Source organism: Parapedobacter koreensis, assembly GCF_900109365.1.
Taxonomy (GTDB): domain Bacteria; phylum Bacteroidota; class Bacteroidia; order Sphingobacteriales; family Sphingobacteriaceae; genus Parapedobacter; species Parapedobacter koreensis.
The window spans coordinates 1-16,522 of sequence record NZ_FNZR01000018.1; the positions used below are offsets into that span (position 1 = coordinate 1).

18 protein-coding genes are annotated in these 16,522 nt (G+C 40.6%); 4 read left to right on the top strand and 14 right to left on the bottom strand.

Going from position 1 to position 16,522, the window contains the following annotated elements:
* Positions 1-131: 131 nt before the first annotated feature.
* Positions 132-1,475, bottom strand: a complete 1,344-nt coding sequence (locus BMW65_RS23460) for an MFS transporter (protein WP_090609418.1) — start codon at positions 1,473-1,475, stop codon at positions 132-134.
* A 200-nt stretch (positions 1,476-1,675) separates the two neighbouring features.
* Entirely contained in the window at positions 1,676-2,284 is a 609-nt protein-coding gene (locus BMW65_RS23465; protein ID WP_090609419.1) for an FMN-dependent NADH-azoreductase, read from the bottom strand.
* 102 nt (positions 2,285-2,386) lie between these two features.
* Here BMW65_RS23465 and BMW65_RS23470 point away from each other — a divergent pair, with 102 nt between their 5' ends.
* A complete protein-coding gene (locus tag BMW65_RS23470) occupies positions 2,387-2,752 on the top strand; it encodes a winged helix-turn-helix transcriptional regulator (RefSeq protein ID WP_090609421.1) in 366 nt (121 codons plus the stop codon).
* Between the two features lie 27 nt (positions 2,753-2,779).
* On the opposite strand, the gene BMW65_RS23475 is transcribed toward BMW65_RS23470, so the two are convergent.
* Together BMW65_RS23475 and BMW65_RS23480 are read right to left on the bottom strand one after the other, a co-directional pair.
* On the bottom strand, positions 2,780-3,151 hold the full coding sequence (locus BMW65_RS23475; protein WP_090609423.1) for a hypothetical protein: 372 nt from the start codon (positions 3,149-3,151) through the stop codon (positions 2,780-2,782).
* 149 nt (positions 3,152-3,300) lie between these two features.
* Entirely contained in the window at positions 3,301-3,777 is a 477-nt protein-coding gene (locus tag BMW65_RS23480) for a pyridoxamine 5'-phosphate oxidase family protein (RefSeq protein WP_090609424.1), read from the bottom strand.
* A gap of 326 nt (positions 3,778-4,103) precedes the next feature.
* Between BMW65_RS23480 and BMW65_RS24900 the strand changes: the two genes are divergently transcribed.
* Positions 4,104-4,211, top strand: coding sequence for a DUF2281 domain-containing protein (locus tag BMW65_RS24900; protein WP_143054008.1), 108 nt, complete (start codon positions 4,104-4,106; stop codon positions 4,209-4,211).
* A 351-nt stretch (positions 4,212-4,562) separates the two neighbouring features.
* Here the strand turns inward: BMW65_RS24900 and BMW65_RS24370 are convergent, their stop codons facing one another.
* From BMW65_RS24370 to BMW65_RS23520, 8 genes are all read right to left on the bottom strand, one after another.
* Positions 4,563-4,715, bottom strand: coding sequence for a hypothetical protein (locus BMW65_RS24370; RefSeq protein WP_177181291.1), 153 nt, complete (start codon positions 4,713-4,715; stop codon positions 4,563-4,565).
* A gap of 10 nt (positions 4,716-4,725) precedes the next feature.
* Entirely contained in the window at positions 4,726-5,172 is a 447-nt protein-coding gene (locus tag BMW65_RS23495; RefSeq protein ID WP_090609427.1) for a DUF6934 family protein, read from the bottom strand.
* Positions 5,173-5,230: 58 nt separating this feature from the next.
* The gene (locus tag BMW65_RS23500; protein ID WP_218145504.1) at positions 5,231-5,563 is read right to left on the bottom strand and encodes a virulence RhuM family protein; all 333 of its coding nucleotides are present in this window, start codon (positions 5,561-5,563) and stop codon (positions 5,231-5,233) included.
* Between the two features lie 265 nt (positions 5,564-5,828).
* Positions 5,829-6,161 carry a low molecular weight protein tyrosine phosphatase family protein gene (locus BMW65_RS23505; protein WP_090609430.1) on the bottom strand — a complete coding sequence of 111 codons (333 nt, stop codon included), beginning with the start codon at positions 6,159-6,161 and terminating at the stop codon, positions 5,829-5,831.
* Positions 6,158-6,640, bottom strand: coding sequence for an SRPBCC family protein (locus BMW65_RS23510; RefSeq protein WP_090609432.1), 483 nt, complete (start codon positions 6,638-6,640; stop codon positions 6,158-6,160). The genes BMW65_RS23505 and BMW65_RS23510 overlap by 4 nt, the downstream gene beginning before the upstream one ends.
* A 72-nt stretch (positions 6,641-6,712) precedes the next feature.
* The gene (locus BMW65_RS23515; protein WP_090609434.1) at positions 6,713-7,660 is read right to left on the bottom strand and encodes a hypothetical protein; all 948 of its coding nucleotides are present in this window, start codon (positions 7,658-7,660) and stop codon (positions 6,713-6,715) included.
* Between the two features lie 87 nt (positions 7,661-7,747).
* Entirely contained in the window at positions 7,748-7,924 is a 177-nt protein-coding gene (locus BMW65_RS24375; RefSeq protein ID WP_177181292.1) for a hypothetical protein, read from the bottom strand.
* Positions 7,925-7,939: 15 nt separating this feature from the next.
* Positions 7,940-8,392, bottom strand: coding sequence for a DUF6934 family protein (locus BMW65_RS23520; RefSeq protein ID WP_090609436.1), 453 nt, complete (start codon positions 8,390-8,392; stop codon positions 7,940-7,942).
* 612 nt (positions 8,393-9,004) lie between these two features.
* On the opposite strand from BMW65_RS23520, the gene BMW65_RS23525 reads away from it, so the two are divergent.
* Together BMW65_RS23525 and BMW65_RS23530 are read left to right on the top strand one after the other, a co-directional pair.
* Complete coding sequence (locus BMW65_RS23525; RefSeq protein ID WP_090609438.1) at positions 9,005-11,188, top strand: AAA family ATPase; 2,184 nt, start codon at positions 9,005-9,007, stop codon at positions 11,186-11,188.
* 3 nt (positions 11,189-11,191) lie between these two features.
* Positions 11,192-12,469: an McrC family protein gene (locus tag BMW65_RS23530; protein ID WP_090609440.1), complete on the top strand. Its 1,278-nt coding sequence runs from the start codon at positions 11,192-11,194 to the stop codon at positions 12,467-12,469.
* Here BMW65_RS23530 and BMW65_RS23535 read toward each other — a convergent pair.
* Positions 12,447-15,320 carry a type I restriction endonuclease subunit R gene (locus BMW65_RS23535; RefSeq protein WP_090609441.1) on the bottom strand — a complete coding sequence of 958 codons (2,874 nt, stop codon included), beginning with the start codon at positions 15,318-15,320 and terminating at the stop codon, positions 12,447-12,449. The two genes, BMW65_RS23530 and BMW65_RS23535, sit on opposite strands and share 23 nt — an antisense overlap.
* 95 nt (positions 15,321-15,415) lie before the next feature.
* Positions 15,416-16,342 carry a tyrosine-type recombinase/integrase gene (locus BMW65_RS23540; protein ID WP_090609443.1) on the bottom strand — a complete coding sequence of 309 codons (927 nt, stop codon included), beginning with the start codon at positions 16,340-16,342 and terminating at the stop codon, positions 15,416-15,418.
* Positions 16,343-16,522 lie beyond the last annotated feature (180 nt).

A 16,522-nucleotide genomic window follows, 5' to 3' on the forward strand; every position in this document is an offset into this window, starting at 1 on the left:
TGAGTCTTTAAGCTCGTAGAGGAAATTCTTTTATATCTCTCTTTAGTACAGAGAGTGGTTTGTTTTGTGTTTTTAATTTATAGAGGAAATATACGGCTAATACTATGAAGATGCATGGTTTATGCACACAGTTATCCATCATTTAAAATCTCCTTGCTCAGCCGTTTACCTGCTGTCTGATGTTCGCGCTTCAGCAAAATTAGAGCGATCACACCCATAAAACCAACGGTTGCCAGCACAGTTAAACCTGCTATGTCGTTATTCCACATTTGGTCTGCCCAGTTTTTTAAATTTGGCGCTACAAAACCACCTAAATTACCCACAGATCCAATTAAAGCCGTGCCCATAGCAGCCGCGCGACCAGCTAAATACTGGGTAGGTAAATTCCAAAACAAAGGTTGTACGACAATAAAACCGACCACTGCGAGTGAAATCATGAGCATAAATGGAAAGATTTGTGTCATTTGTGTTGAAAGACCAATGCCTGCAACCGCACATGACAGCATTAAAATGGCCATGCTGTTCCAGTTGGCTTTTTTATCGGCAATCCGGGTAATGATGGGTAATAAAAGCAGGGTACAAATCCATGGTATGGCACTGTAATACCCAACCGTTAAGCCGACATGCATATTTAGTAATGCAGCCAATTTACTTGGTAAGTAAAACAAAACACCATAAACACTCATTTGAATGGTGAAATAAATAAACACGAAACGCCACACGCGCCAGTCGGTAAATACCCGTTGATTGGTTGAATTTTCTGTTCGCTCTTGTAGTGCCTGGTCTTTTGCCAACGCCTGGTTTAATAATCGTTTCTCCTGCTGTGTCAGCCATTTTGCGTGATCAGGTTTACTGACTAAAACAAAAAAAGCGATGATTCCAACCAAAACAGTCAGCGCTCCCTGCACAATAAACATCCACTGCCAGTTTCTAAAACCGAACGTATCACTTGAATCCAGCAACCAGCCCGAAAACGGCCCACCCATCATCAATGCAATAGGCACACCGAGGTAATACCAGCCATAGGCTTGCCCCCTATATGTTTTGGGAAACCAATAAGTTAAGAAGAGAATAACCCCGGGCGAAAAACCAGCTTCTGCCGCACCCAGTAAAAATCTCAAGATATAAAAGCTCGTCTGGTCATGTACAAAAATCATGGCAATGGAGACCAGTCCCCATGTCACCATAATGCGGCTTAGCCATAGCCGTGCGCCAACTTTATGCAAAATTAGATTGCTGGGGACTTCAAACAAGGCATATCCAATAAAGAATATGCCCGCACCAAGTGCATACGCAGAAGCACCGATTCCTGCATCTATCTCAAGATAATGCTTCACAAAACCGACATTAGAGCGGTCAAGCATGGCCAAAGCGAACATCAATACAATTAACGGCAATAAACGAAACTTCACTTTTCGAATCAGCTTTGTCAATTGCGAATGCGCTTCGGGTATCTTTTCCTTTATTGTTTGCATATCGGTTTTCCTTGGTATGAGCCGCTTTAAGGCAACTAAAACGGCTTAAAAATACGCTTATTTATTCATTGTAAACTAAAAACCAATGGTTTTCTGAGTTACTCTCAGAATCACCAGCTTCGTACAAGATTGCTGTATTTTTCGACAGCAATTCCCATTGCGCATGCGAGGAGATCGCTATCGACTTTACTGGTAAGACACTAATCAATCACCACACTTTCAATCCCTTTTTGCAAAGCAGTTTCCTGAATACCTTTGATTCGCTGTCCCTCTACGCGAAATGTAGTAATGTCTGTAATACCAAGAAATCCCAGCATAAATTTCAGATACGGACTAACGAAATCAAACGACTGAAATTCGCCTTCGGAATAAAAGCCGCTTGAAGCGATGGCGATATATGCTTTCTTGTTTTTCAAAAAGCCTTCGGGCGTTCCGTCTTCTGTATAGCGGAAAGTAATTCCCGGCCTTGCAATGTGGTCTAAGTACGCTTTCAGTGTAGAAGGGATCGCGAAATTGTAGAATGGCGCACCAATGACATAAATGTCGGCTTCTTGCATTTCAGCAATTGCTTCTTTCGAGATTTTTATAGCCGTTGCCTGCTCAGGTGTGTGATTTGTCGCAGGCGTAAACCACGAACCTATCTGCAAACCATCCAAATGCGGAAAAGCCTCTTTTGCCAAATCCCTTTCTTTCACAACGCTGTTAGGGTATTTCGCTTGAATTTTATCAATGATTGCGTTCCCCAATTGTTTACTGATTGAAGCCTCACCTTGTGGGCTTGCAATAATATGTAATACTTTTTTAGCCATCTTTTTACTTTTCTAGTGGCACAAAATTAATTACATTTGCTAATAAAAAGTTAGTAGTAAACAAAAGGTTAGTACTAATATTTAGGTTACTGTCAAGGTAAAATGGACCAGAAAATCATCTTTTCAGAAGTGCAATGCACGAAACACATCAATGCAGTGGAGGACGCTTTGTATGTGTTGGGCGGTAAATGGAAATTGCGAATTATTATCGCGTTATTTAGCGGGTATACACGCTTTAACGAATTGCAAAGAAGAATCAACGGCATTTCGGCAAGAGTGCTTTCAAACGAATTAAAGCAATTGGAATTGAACGGCTTGCTAAAAAGAGTTGTACAAGCAGACCAAACACCTGTGGTTGTTGAATACCTTGCTACGGAATACGCAGCAACACTAAAAGACGTTGTTGGTGCGTTAGCCGATTGGGGGCAAAAGCATAAAAAGAAAATTACAATTACCGATAATGTCTAGTCACGGACACGCCAGTAGCCTTTTTTGCTATTCATAGCTTGACCAGACAAGGGGTGTGGTAGACGTACAATCAATGCGTAGTCTTTCACTGTCAATCGCAAATTCCCAATCGATGTAGTCACTTTCCGTGGTCTGTATATCCGAGCAGCTGAATTGGCGATGCAGGACATAAGTCATGCGGAATTTGCCTTTTCCCGATTCGTTGTCAAACGACGTGACCGCGATCGAAATGTTTTCTACGGCCGGCGTCAGGCCGCTTCCGGCATACAGTTCGGCAATATCCCGTTTTAGTCCTTCATCCAACGCTTCACTTATTACACTCGCCAAGCGGGAAGGCACCGATTGAACCAGTCCGATGCCGGCGGCTGATATCTTCAAATTAAGCTGTAATTTTTCCATGACCAGTTATGAAACAACGAACCATTTCCGTACTGCGAATATATAGATTCTGCATTTGTTTTGGTGCACGGCATTCCCAATTTGAAGGAACCAGACGAGGATACGTTCTGCCATACGTTCTTTTTCCAATTCATTCGGTATGTTAGTTTTCATCCGTCGGTGGGTCTCAGCGATTCGACACGGTATCTCCTCATTGCACTTTCAATCTGCCCGCTTTCCGTCGTGTCAGCGAAAAACAGATAACTCGGTGCCCGGATCGGCTCCACCTTGGATATCGTTATCTCAAAGATTTCATTTATCGGAAACTTATCTGTGAAAAGATCGGTAAGAAACCTGACCTTATCAGGATACGACGCGTCGGTATTATCAACAATCCTCGCCGTTCCTTTTAGCTTGTATCCCTTCTGTACAAACACATCCACAAAACTCACGCACACCCTTGGGTTGTGTCTGATGTTCCTTGCGCTACCGGGAGATGCGATATTCGCAATCAGTACGGTCGTTCCGTTATAGTAAGCAAACATTTCCTTCGGTGACACATTAGGTGCATTGTCTTCGTCAACCGTAGCCAACCAGCACAGTACACTTTTGTTGATATAGTCTTCTACGTCTTGATTTATTATCATAGCATCCTTCTGCCGAAATGTTCAAATATAGTCAATGCAAAACACCTGCCTTCAATCGCTACTCAATTTTATATCGGAATGGCTTTGTTTTTTTATAAGTATCCAGAGGATCCCTGCCCCGTTATACCCCAATAAATTCGTTGCCACCCAGCGCTCGGGAAAACTACCGTGCCAAAAACATGGAAAATTCGGATTCGGGAACGTTTTAACCAGATTTGGGAAATGCTTGACGGATTCGGGAATCCGCCAACGGTCGAAGAAAGAATGAAAACGGAGCGAATCAACAAAAAAGAGGATATCTGAAAACCTGATCAAAACCCAACACGTTGAAGGAGGGCAATAAGCCTGTTCCGAAATTTGGCAGTGCTAAAGGCATGTTTGTGATACATGATGATTTTGATGAGCCCTTGGAAGGTTTCAAAGATTACATGTAATGGTAGTTACCCATTGGCTTCGAAGATGTGTTGCAGCTTACCGCACTTTCTTTTTTCCATAGAGACTCTTTTGACCACCTGATCATCGCCCAAGCCATTTGATATAAGCTCAAATTTTCCCGTTTTTGAGCTCAAAAGATGAAGTGTTTGAGCTTATATTTCATTCTGCAAAACTGCAAATCTAAAACGGATCGCCCTAAGGAAGCCCTCTAATTATTCGCCCTCCATCGCTGACAAAGTAATTAGAAATACTCCGAATTTTGCAGTCGAGGAAATTGCTGAAGAAATAGCGGAGCTTATAAAATCAGTATAACAACCTACAAAGGAGTTGCATGGGGGGGATATGCGGAATTACCACTCTTTGGGTAGCCCCACTGTCTTCAGGATATGGTTAGCCTTATCCACCTTGTCCTTGAACAAATCCATTTTCCTGTATTTGTTTAAGCTTTTGTTGACGGTGAAGTCTGCCTTTTCCTTCTTTTTGCTGTTCTTTAGCATACTCATATTTACAAAGTTACGATTTTTTTCGTTTTACAAGAAATGCTTCATATGTTGTTTTTTTATTGAAAGGCTCCCATTTCTTAGCCTTCAAACCGTATACCAAAAAATCTTTTTCTATGGCTTCGAGATTGTTAGAGATTCCCATTTGATAAAGGCGGGTTCTGGCTTTTGTGCTTCCCGTTGCAATGATTGAGGCATCCGGATAACGGTCAGTGAAATGGTAAACAGTCGCGGCAACCGTTGCCAATACCTTTTGACTATCGCCATTATTAGTTACCACCAAATCGTCCACTTCGTTCGTTTCTGGGTTTTTGTCGCCAAAACCTAAGTTGAAAAGGTTTTTTAAGTTGGTTTCTGAGTACTTGACAATTTTGCAAACATCTCCCTTTGGACCAATGCTAGTAAACTCATATACGGTATGTTTGTCGTCAATCTCGATGTGGTATCTATCTTCAATCATAGTTGTTTGGGATAGCTAATGTTCATCAAAGGATAACTTTTGAATTTACAGGCATTTTTTAAAATCTATATTGAAGGTTTAACTGGACCTCCTGTTGTTTCTGGGCAAGCCGCTTTTCGTTGATCGCATAACCCTGCTCAAGATATTCCTTGAGTCGGTGCGTGGCCCAAATGCGGAATTGAGGGCCTCGTTTTGAATTTACTCTATATCCTACTGAAATGATGGCATCCAAATTATAGAATTTCACATTTCTACGTATTTGACGTTTGCCTTCCATTTGAACTACCGAGAAATCCTCGGTAGTTGATTTTTCTTCTAATTCCTTTTCCTTAAAGATATTCCGGAGATGCAAACCAATGGTATTCGTGTCTTTTCCAAACAACTCTGCCATCTGTTTTTGATTCAACCAAATGGTATCCTGTACAAACTTGACTTCTACGAGCGTCTGCCCGTCGCTGCTTTGATAAATTTCAATTTGGTTTCGGCCATAAGGTTGCATTAATGATCACAGCAAAGATAGTAAACAAATTTTTAACTGATAATTTTTTTAGTAAATCATAGAAATTATATCTGAAAACCTTGAGCTCGTGGAAGGCCTGTATTTTCGTTTGAAGTAATCTTAATCTTTGCGTGCTTCCGAGGCAAATATGACATGATTACTTTTTGCGAAGCTCCACCATATCTTCCCAATGCCGTTCCAATATCTCCACCAGTTCAGGATCCATATAGCCATATTCATCAGGGATGTCAAGTATCCGAATATCTTTTTCCTCAATCCAGTTTCCGAATTTTTCCTGTAAGTGTTGCTTATGGCGTTTTTCCATCACCAGGATTAGATCAGCCCATTGGATTGTTTTTTCTGAAACTTTTATCCGAGCGGAAGGGGCTGTACCTGCGGAGCGAACCCGATGCAGCGGATGGTTTTTAAACAGGTCTTCGGCGGTTCGGCTGCGCCATTGGTTTCTACTGCATATGAAGAGGATGTTCATGGCAACGCTGATAGCACCTCCTTCCATTTATCCGATTCTGCATATTGTTTGATCAACGCATTGCGCTGACTGATGAATTTCCGTAGGTAGCCAGTCAGCACCAGCCTATTAGTTAACCTGCCCAAAATACCCAGCGGTGAGCCGAAATCAAACCGGTCAATCATTACAGCCGCACCATTTATTTCTTCAAAGAAATGATCATGGCGGATATAACTAAATGCTCCTTTCACCATTTCATCGCAGAAGTGATACGGCCGTTCATAGGCCGTGATGACGGACGTAAGTCGTTGCCTTATGCCGAAGTGCGTAGCTTCCCAAGTAACGGTTTCTCCAAGCCCAATGAGTCCGGTTGTGATGCCTGCCACAGCCCGCTCCCGTGTGTTTCCGGTAGATAACTGGTGGAAGTCTATGCTTCTGGCCAAGTCAAAGCACACGTCTATTGGAGCAACGATATCGGTTTTCAATTCGATTATAGGCATGATTTAATGATTGCGCAGCCTTTTTTTGCTATTCATAACTTGACCAGACAATGACATGTCGTAAGGCGGTTTCTATTCCACTATTTCAATTCGTGTTATATCTATTCTTTTCCCTTTTTCATTAGCGACATCAATGTCAGTCACTCGTTGTGCTTCAATTCGGTATGGAATGCCGGGGTTATACCAATATTCATATTTATTATTGTCTGTCACGTTGATTTTGGCTGTTTTCATGGCGGTATCCAATTGTTGTTCAGTCACGTCCATTTGTTTAAATACATCATACAGCATATTCCTTGTGTCCTCAGGATTTAATTGCATTTCTTCGATAAGCACACAAAAAGAATTTTCAAAATCCACACTTTCTATATAAATCTTAGTATCCCCGTTTATTGGGTTTCCACCGAACATATTTGGAAGTTCCTGTTGATACTCGATAACTTCCGTGGTTGAATACTCAATCCCAAAAGGAAAGTGTAAATAATGCAACTCTTTAAGAGCCAGCTGTTCAATACCTTCCTTTGAGCCAAATAAACTTTCAAATGGTGTTACCGCCTTTTGAAGCGTTGCCTTGTCGGCTTTTTTAGTCTCAACCATCAAGTCAATGAGGTCGGAAAAAAGCGCTTTCATCATTTTCGCGATCTCTTGCCAATTTTCAACGCCTACAAATTCGCCGACTTCGGTGGTTTCATAAATGACTTCGGTCATTTGATATTTAGACAATTTTTCAATCAAGTTGTTCGGAATATTGAGCCCACCCAAATTGGTTTTGTAGTTCCACCTGATTTTGTAGCTCGTCTCAGTCGAATCGATTACTTCAAAATTGGCGATATATGAAATTGAATCGTTCTTGATTAGTTGCCCTGCTTTCTCCTGTCTTTGAATTTTGGTAACCCGAAAGTCATATGAATCGCCAACGCACCAATATGATACGAAAGGTACACTTGTAGTGTCTGTTTGTCCATGACTGGTCAAAACTCCCAAAAGGACGAATAGGATCAGGCCGAAAGTTGTTTTCATAGTTGTTTTAAATGGTCACATACCGGTTCGGAATGCTTACAATAACACCGGAGCGCTCGGTGCGTGGGAAAATTGTCAGGGTTGAAACTATTGCCAAAACTTGTCTGGTACGGGGTGTTGCTTGAGGAACTTTTTGGCTTCCTCATCCTTCTTTTTGAAGAACGTTGAATTGGAGTATTGAGCAACAGAACCAGTTTGGTGGATATTTTTCTTCTCTTGGCCCTTTTTTTTATTTCTGTGATTTTCCATTTCTACACCGTTCATTACTAACAAAGTTAATCAAAATTTCTTTCTTATGATAAAAGCTTCAAAATTTATGCCTTTCTCAAAAGGTTGCCAATCTTCGTTCAGATAGCCTTGCACGAGATAGAAGGCTTCTGTTATTTCTTCCCAATAGGCCAAAATATTCATCTGGTATAGCCGTGTACGTGCGGCTGTGCTACCTTTGGCGAAGACTGCAGCGTGTGGATGATTGTTTAAAAAATCAATTACTGTATCTGCTACTGTTCCTAAGACTTTCTGGCGGTCGTCATTATTCGAGTTTACCAAATCATCAACATCCTGATGTTTTTCATCCCAGTCACCAAAACCCAAATTATAAATTTTATATGGCCGCTCCTCGATTAGACTATACCGTATAATTTTTTTGATGACCCCCTTCGGACCCTCACTGTAAAATTCATAATAGTGTTCTTCAGGAACCTTCAGATAAGTATATCTATCATCAGCCATTTTCGGTCAGGTCAGATTAAGTTAAAAGAGTTATGCGGCTTAAAAATTTATTTTCCACTTCGTTATATCTAATCCTTATTAATTGCTAACAAAAATAGCTAAAATATTTTAAGTTCACAAAATAGTTCAGATGTTTACATCGGCATTTAACCGACCAAACTTTGAATTTTAATTTCTACCGAATTTGGTTCAACAAACCTATTGCCGGAAATCGGTCAATCAATTCTGTTATGAATTCATCCTTATTCTTCATGCGAATTATAGGGCTATTAGCTGTTAAGTGTAAAAATACATTTTATTGTGCAGAATACATTACACAAGAGCAGCACATTTTGCAAACCCATCAAATTGCTCTATATAGCAGACGAATATGTCAGATCGCAATCCGGTGTGCCCATCGCTTGACTCGATTACAGCGCGTGGAAATGCTCCAAAGGCTTGCTCAGCGATATAAAAAGTTGAAATAGTTTTGCTATTATTGTTCCAATAAACCGAAAGTCAGTCAATGTACATAACCATCTCGATTGGAAAAAGGGTTACGTAGTCATTTAATATCGTCCAATGGGTTGAGACTAATGTAGGCAAGCTGACAAGAATTTTTTATAAACAGCCATGTTAGAATACCACGAATACGAGAAAGCCGTTTTTGATTGGTTGAAATCAAAATATGATAAAGAAGAATTTACGTTTTCGCTACGGCAAGTGGCGAGCAAAGGAGCAGAAACGGATTATTTTATCGGTACGAGCAAGTCGAATTATTTTGCTACTACGTTCTGGTATATTTCTGTTAATTTTCCCGGCTCTGCAGGAGATTTAATTATGTTGCATTTCGGTTATACAAGAAAAAATGAGGAGCTATCTTATTATTTTGAGTTTAACCAAACTAACAGCCCTCATGATGCTCAAAATACATCGGCATTGAATCTTATCAAGGAATTGAAGGAACCCTTAGAGTCGAAATTCGGTTTTCGGCGACCGTTCAACCCAAATGCCAAGATGTACAATTATCATCTCAAACCGATGCAAGACGCTTATGTTGATATTCAAACAATGTTCCAAGATATCGACAAACAGCTATATGACGTCATCGCACTGGTTGATGAGTACATCCTGAAAGAAAAGCAATCAAATCCCGAATTTATCGCAAGACGATTCACCAAAGAAGATTTTGAAGCTAATTTACAAAAAGCTTTAGATCGAATCGAAAAACATCAAAATACTAAAGCTAATAATACAACGATACAAAATGCTGTGGAAGTACTAAACGAGGATCAGTTAGTAGGCGATCCTGATCATGTGCCCAAATATAGGTATCGTACCATCAACCAAATTCTCTACGGTCCACCGGGCACTGGCAAAACTTATAATTCCATTAATGAAGCTTTGAAAATTATCGATGACAGTGATGTCAAGGTTCTCAATTTCAAAGACCGTATTGCCGTCAAAGCTCTATTCGATAAAAAGGTACAAACCGGTCAAATCGTCTTTACTACATTCCATCAAAGTATGAGCTATGAGGATTTTATAGAGGGGATCAAACCCGATATCGAGGAAGACGATGATGGAAGAAGATCAGTCGTGTACGACGTTAAAGATGGGATATTCAAGTTGCTTTGTAAGCGTGCTATATCGGAATACTATCGGTTTAAAGAAAAACGCGAGGAAAAGACACCACTGGATAGGTTGTCTGTTTTTGACGATGCGTGGAATAGCTTAATTGAATTAACGCAATCCTATATCGATTCCAACGAACCGATGCACTTGGAGACGCTTACTGAGAAGAAACTAAGTGTTGTCTCCATAACCAATCAAGGAAATCTAATCATTAAGCCACAGGTTATAGGAGCATTAGAATATACTGTATCGTATGCTCGGTCTAAGAAACTGTTTGACGCATTCCCAGATTTGAATAAAGTTAATAATATCGATAAGGAGTTTCGGTCGGTTATCGGCGGTTCCAATGCTACAGCTTATTGGAGTGTTATTAAATATTTAAACAAATGGGTGAGCGAGCATGGACATACCGCCAAAAAAGAAGAACCGATCGCTATTGATGAAAAGCTAATCACATTCGATCAGGGATTGGTTAAGAAACATGTCAAGGAGAAAACAACCCCATATATCCTCATCATCGACGAAATCAACCGCGGCAACGTGTCCCAGATTTTCGGTGAACTGATTACGTTAATCGAGGAGAGCAAGCGTCTTGGTAAGGAAGAAGCGCTGACTGTCACGCTCCCTTACAGCAAGGAGACCTTTGGCGTACCACCAAACCTGCACATTATCGGCACCATGAATACTGCCGATAGGAGCGTGGAAGCGCTTGACGCTGCCTTAAGGAGGCGTTTCAGTTTTACTGAGATGCTGCCTGATCCAGCGCTTATAGCCTCGGCGGGTGCTTTGAACCAGAGCGGAGGCAAACTGTATGACCTCGATTTAGCAAAACTGTTGGAAACCATTAACCGGCGTGTAGAAAAGTTGGTAGACCGCGATCACCAAATTGGCCATAGCTATTTCCTTTCAGTTGTCAGCTGGGAAGACCTTCGGCAAGTGTTTTACAGATGCTTGATTCCGCTATTGCAGGAATATTTTTTCGGCGATTATGGTAAGATCGCATTGGTACTTGGAAAGGGATTTGTGATGGAGAAACACGCTGGTGTCGACGCAGATTTTTTTGCCGATGTGTTTGATGATTACGAGGGGCTGGCTGAACGCAAAGTGTATGAAATCCGTCAATATAGTCCTGAACAGATAGAAGATTTCAAAATTGCCATTCACGGCATCAAGATTTCTTGACCCTTGAAAAAAAGACACGTCATCACGGTTTATGAGCATGAAGTGCTCAGGATAGGTGAAGGTCGATTAAGCAGGAAACAGCTTGAGTCCCTTCAACGTCATTATGGTAATAGTGTGCCTTACTTTAACCTCGTACACGATGGAGTAAAATTTAAAGAGTACGTCGGTGTTATTCAAGAGGGGCAGACGGTCATCGAGGTGTTGCCCAAGGCCGACCGTGCCAGAGAACCTTCGGAAGCAATGGAAACCAAATGGCGGAAGGTGCTCATCGGTATGCTCAAAGTGGTTGGGGCGTTTCAGGTTAGGTCAACCAGTCAATCCGATCTCACGTTACAATCCAATCATATTCTTGATCTGTACTTTGAATTATTCATTAGGGAGGTGGAGGGACTACTTCATCAGGGGCTCGTCAAGCAATACCGAAAGACCGAGGGCAATCGTACTGCTCTTAAAGGTGCTTTGGTCTTTAGCAAGCACCTACAACAAAACCTGGTACATCAAGAGCGATTTTATACCAGACACTATGTATACGATATACAGCACCTGATCCACGCTATTTTGTACAAAGCAATATGCCTGCTTAAACAGATTAATACCAATATCAACTTACACAGCCGCATCGGTGTGTTGTTGTTGCATTTCCCACCCATGCCCGATATCCGAGTAGATGATGCGACTTTTGAGCGGATTACATACACCCGCAAGACTCGGAATTACGAATCTGCGATTTCCATTGCCCGTCTGTTGCTGTTAAATTATCATCCTGATTTAAGCGCGGGGCGAAATGACGTGTTAGCCCTTATGTTTGACATGAATCTGCTGTGGGAACAATTCCTGTTTGCATCGTTGCGTAAGCACCTAACGGGAAATTATATCGTGACGGCACAGACCACTAAACCGTTTTGGAAGCCCGATTCTGGATATACATCTAGCATGAAACCCGATATCTGGATTAGAAGAGGGGAGGAGAGTTTTATTCTTGATACGAAATGGAAGCATATTCAGGGTTATAATCCGTCGCCTGATGACCTGCGGCAATTATATGTCTACCACGAGTATTATAAGGCTCGGAAGGTAGCATTGGTATATCCAGGGGAAACTTCCAATTCACGACAGGGGAAATATTATGAGCCTCATTCCAATACACTTGGGAATAAGCATTGCAGCGTGTTGTGTTTTACGCCTAACGGTGACGTGATTGAATGGCAAGCGGAAATAGCAAAAAGAATCACAAAGTGGGTTACTTTTCTTTATAGTCCTATTGATTCTGATCGCCCGTAATGCCATTGACAAACGTGTCAATGAAATTTAAGATTTTATTTAGGATTCGATCTCCCGTGTTCTTACGCTGCAAAATAGAAGGTTTTTCTCCCTCAATCAAATCCAATATTTCATCCCGTAATGGTTCTCGTTCAGCGAACAGGTAATTTTCCACCAACCTCTCTGTCTTATCTTCGGATAAGTTTTCTTCCTTCACCAGCTCTTTAAACGCTCGTTCTTGCTCCTCGTTCCAAAATTTCTCGAACTCATCTGGGATAACGTCGGTGTCATTGATTTCAGGCAGGTTTACTTGGATAAACTTCTCAATCAGTTCCCTTTTACTCCTTAAAGAAACTTCGTTATTGAGTAATGTAAATATTTCTTTTTCAATGTTTTCTCGATCTTTTGGGTTGTGCTTCGATTTGAATATGATTAGTAATTGAAGGATATAACTTACATTAATCGTATCACGCCTGATCAACTCCAATTCAAAGTCAATATCATTTAAAATGGAAGCTTTATCATTTCCATCTTTTGTGGATATGCGGTCTTTTATATCCAGATATTTGCTTGTATAATCCGCAAAGAGCTGTTCCTCCATTTCCAGATCGTCCCAAGCAAATTCAGTATAGTGGCTCATTTTTTTGTGCAATCGCATCAATGTCCTGAATGTCAGGATAAATTTGAGCTTATCATCCTCTGAATATAGGTCGTCAACAGCATCGATTTGAGGGGCAATTTCTAGTAATTTTTGGGTTGCCTCATTAAACTTCGCTACGTAGTGCTCGTAAGGTTCAACAATGATTTCGTCAATGGCGTCCTTGTTGCTGAATAATGCAATAGCCTCGTCGGTTTTTTCTTTTAAATTTCGGAAGCAAACGATATTGCCTTGCGTTTTGTTCTTATCGAAAATGCGATTGGTACGACTAAAAGCTTGTATTAAGCCGTGGTACTGGAGGTTTTTGTCGACATACAGGGTGTTGACATATTTACTATCGAAACCGGTGAGAAACATGTTTGCTACCAAAAGAATATCTATTTCATTGTACTTCGCTTTTTTGGCGATGTCATTATAATAGTTATAAAAGCTTTGGCTATCATTTGTGCTATGTGCTGTCCCAAAGAGCATGTTGAAATCATGGACATAGCTATCCAAAACCTCCCGCCGATGTGGCCGATAGCCACCCTCCTCGTCATGCTCAGCAGCTATATTTAAGTACGAAGCCATACGATCATCCATCTCGTCCTCATTTTGAGCAAAGCTGAAAATAGTTACCACATTCAAGTCATGTTCACCCCTCAGTTTCTTGGCTTTAAAAATCTCATAATAGCGGATTACCGCATCAATATCCTGTACACACATCATTGCACAAAACTGTCGGTTTTGTGTTTTCTGATCATGGTATTGAATGATATAATCTACGATGGCATTTTTTCGTTCGGGCGCCTCAAACACTTCCGCTTCATTGATTTCTTCCACTTTCAAATCAACGATGTGTTCCTTTTTCTTGAATGTTTGAATATATTCGACTGAGAACTTCAATACGTTTTCATCCCTGATCGCATCCGTGATTACATATTTGTGAAGGCACTGACCAAATAAGCTTGCCGTAGTTTTTTCACCATTGGCATTCTCTGCTAAAATGGGCGTACCCGTAAATCCGAATAGTTGGATGTTTGAGAAGTAGTTCACAATGTGCTTATGTGTATCACCAAATTGCGACCGATGGCATTCATCGAAAATAAAGACCATTCGTTGGTGCTGCATACGAGCCATTTTGGCGATACTTCTGCCGGATATTGCGTTGTTGAGCTTCTGGATGGTAGTTATGATAATCTTTACATTCGGATCATTGAATTTTCGGATCAGCTCGTCCGTATTCGCTGCTGCACTGACCGAACCCTTGCTGAACTTTTCATATTCCTGATTGGTTTGGTAATCCAAATCTTTTCTGTCGACCACAAAAACTACTTTCTTGATGGCTGGAATTTTGGATAAAATTTGGCTTGCCTTAAAACTGGTCAATGTTTTTCCGCTGCCCGTCGTGTGCCATATGTACCCGTTTTTTTCAATGTTGTATCCATTCAAGATTTCATTTTCGGTGACTTTTTTGATGATTTTTTCGACCGCGTAATACTGATAAGGTCTCAATACCATTAACCGTTTATCAGTTTCATTCAGCACAATGTACTTACAAATCATTTTGCTGACGTGGCAGGGCTCCAGAAAAGTGTCTGTAAATCCATTTAGGATGTTGTTTAGCGGTTTGTTATGCTCGTCGGTCCAGTGGAATGTTTGAAGAAATTCCTGTGGATGTGAGCCAAAGTTGCTAAAGTACTTAGTGTTTACCCCGTTACTAATTATAAATAGCTGTACAAAGTGGAAGAGGCCTTTCCCCGCTCCGAAACTATGTTTCTGATAACGGTTAATTTGATTAAAGGCCTCTTTCATTTCCAAACCTCGGCGTTTCAATTCAATCTGAACCAGCGGCAGTCCGTTAATCAGCAGGGTGACGTCATATCGGTTGTCATATTTTCCCTCTTGTTTTATTTGGTTTGTCACTTGATACTCATTTCGGCACCAATGTTCCACATTCAGAAACTCAAAGTAGAGATTATCCCCATTGTCTCTAATGATATGCTGTTTCTCACGAAGCGTCTTTGCTTTTTCGAATACCGAGCCTTTGTTTAGGAGGTTCAATATCTTGTCGAACTCGCCATTACTGAGTCGCATTTGGTTGTGCTTCTCCAATTGTGATTTCAAATTTGAAAGCAATGATTTCTCATCAATAAGAGAAACATAATCGTAACCCAATTTTTGCAATTGGACGATAAGTTGTTTTTCTAATATTTGTTCAGTCTGTCTGCTCAAAATGTGATGAATTAGGAGTTGGTTTTGTTAACCAATAATCAAATGTAACAAAATAATGAATTCTTGCTTTGATTTACTCCTAATTCATCAGTAATCTATCTTAAACTTTTAAACATCTGCTCAATGGCTTTCTTTTTCTGCTCCAAATTTGGATGTACATAAAGATTCAATGTGGTGCTGATATTTGAATGTCCGAGCAGTACGCTGACCGTTTTATAGTCACAATTGCTTTCGATGCATCGGGTTGCAAAGCTGTGCCTCAGCCCATGAAATTTAAGCTCAGGCATCCCAAGCGCTCTCATCAAATTTTTATAGTAACTCCTGTAAGTCCTTGGTTCGGTTGGCTTGGAGTCATTGGTTAATACAAAAAACGACTTATTTACAATCCTCTTTATTGGCTTAAGCATTCTTAGCAAGTCTTTACTCATCGGTATTTCGCGGATTGAATTCTTGGTTTTTGGAGTGTCCAAGATGAGTTCGGTTTTCCGTATCCCGTCTTCTACCACGTAGATTCGTTGAATCGTTCTTCTTACATTGATTATCCCGTTATCCGTGTCAATGTCTTCCCAAGTCAGTGCACATACTTCTCCAATCCGCACCCCAGCGCTCAAACAGATGTACACGCCGAGATTTCTGAATGTAAAATGTTCTTGGACATAATGCATGATTTTTTTTTGATCCACACGGTTCAATATCTCGATGTTGTGTTTTTCGCGTTCCGTAGGGAATTGAATATCGAACGGACTGTATTCCATCCATTTATTCTTTGCTCCAAATTTGAGTATCATTTTCAGCACTATTAAGATATCCTTTACTGTCTTATGGCTTAAGCCAGTATGGAGTTTTTGAAAGACAAAAGTTTGTACTTCCGATTCTCCAATTTCGCACTTTTCGCCAAAGGTGGGCAATAGATGGTTTTCAATAAGTAGTGCGTAAGCCGAAAAGCTAGATTTTTTCACATAATGTTTTTTGTCTACTTTCCAAAGTCTGGTTACTTCTAAAAATTGTTTCTGTTCGTTCATGAAAATTAAAATTTAAGGTTTTTGCGTAAAGTCGCAAAGAACCATAAATAGGATTTTAAAACCTTAAGGAAATTAATTAGCGAATGTTCCCAATTTGAGATTTCCGGGGTTTGAGGGGGAGTGGACAACGAAGAAGTTGGGGGACGTTACGGATAAGATAAATAGTGGAAAAACTCCTTT

Bases quoted from the DNA above. Each gene is read 5' to 3' on its own strand.
- BMW65_RS23525 (WP_090609438.1), top strand. From the start codon at position 9,005: ATGTTAGAATACCACGAATACGAGAAAGCCGTTTTTGATTGGTTGAAA.
- BMW65_RS23495 (WP_090609427.1), bottom strand. From the start codon at position 5,172: ATGATTGAAGATAGATACCACATCGAGATTGACGACAAACATACCGTA.
- BMW65_RS23460 (WP_090609418.1), bottom strand. From the start codon at position 1,475: ATGCAAACAATAAAGGAAAAGATACCCGAAGCGCATTCGCAATTGACA.
- BMW65_RS23540 (WP_090609443.1), bottom strand. From the start codon at position 16,342: ATGAACGAACAGAAACAATTTTTAGAAGTAACCAGACTTTGGAAAGTA.
- BMW65_RS23520 (WP_090609436.1), bottom strand. From the start codon at position 8,392: ATGGCTGATGATAGATATACTTATCTGAAGGTTCCTGAAGAACACTAT.
- BMW65_RS23510 (WP_090609432.1), bottom strand. From the start codon at position 6,640: ATGCCTATAATCGAATTGAAAACCGATATCGTTGCTCCAATAGACGTG.
- BMW65_RS23500 (WP_218145504.1), bottom strand. From the start codon at position 5,563: ATGGCAGAGTTGTTTGGAAAAGACACGAATACCATTGGTTTGCATCTC.
- BMW65_RS24375 (WP_177181292.1), bottom strand. From the start codon at position 7,924: ATGAACGGTGTAGAAATGGAAAATCACAGAAATAAAAAAAAGGGCCAA.
- BMW65_RS23505 (WP_090609430.1), bottom strand. From the start codon at position 6,161: ATGAACATCCTCTTCATATGCAGTAGAAACCAATGGCGCAGCCGAACC.
- BMW65_RS24370 (WP_177181291.1), bottom strand. From the start codon at position 4,715: ATGAGTATGCTAAAGAACAGCAAAAAGAAGGAAAAGGCAGACTTCACC.
- BMW65_RS23475 (WP_090609423.1), bottom strand. From the start codon at position 3,151: ATGGAAAAATTACAGCTTAATTTGAAGATATCAGCCGCCGGCATCGGA.
- BMW65_RS23515 (WP_090609434.1), bottom strand. From the start codon at position 7,660: ATGAAAACAACTTTCGGCCTGATCCTATTCGTCCTTTTGGGAGTTTTG.
- BMW65_RS23480 (WP_090609424.1), bottom strand. From the start codon at position 3,777: ATGATAATAAATCAAGACGTAGAAGACTATATCAACAAAAGTGTACTG.
- BMW65_RS23465 (WP_090609419.1), bottom strand. From the start codon at position 2,284: ATGGCTAAAAAAGTATTACATATTATTGCAAGCCCACAAGGTGAGGCT.
- BMW65_RS23470 (WP_090609421.1), top strand. From the start codon at position 2,387: ATGGACCAGAAAATCATCTTTTCAGAAGTGCAATGCACGAAACACATC.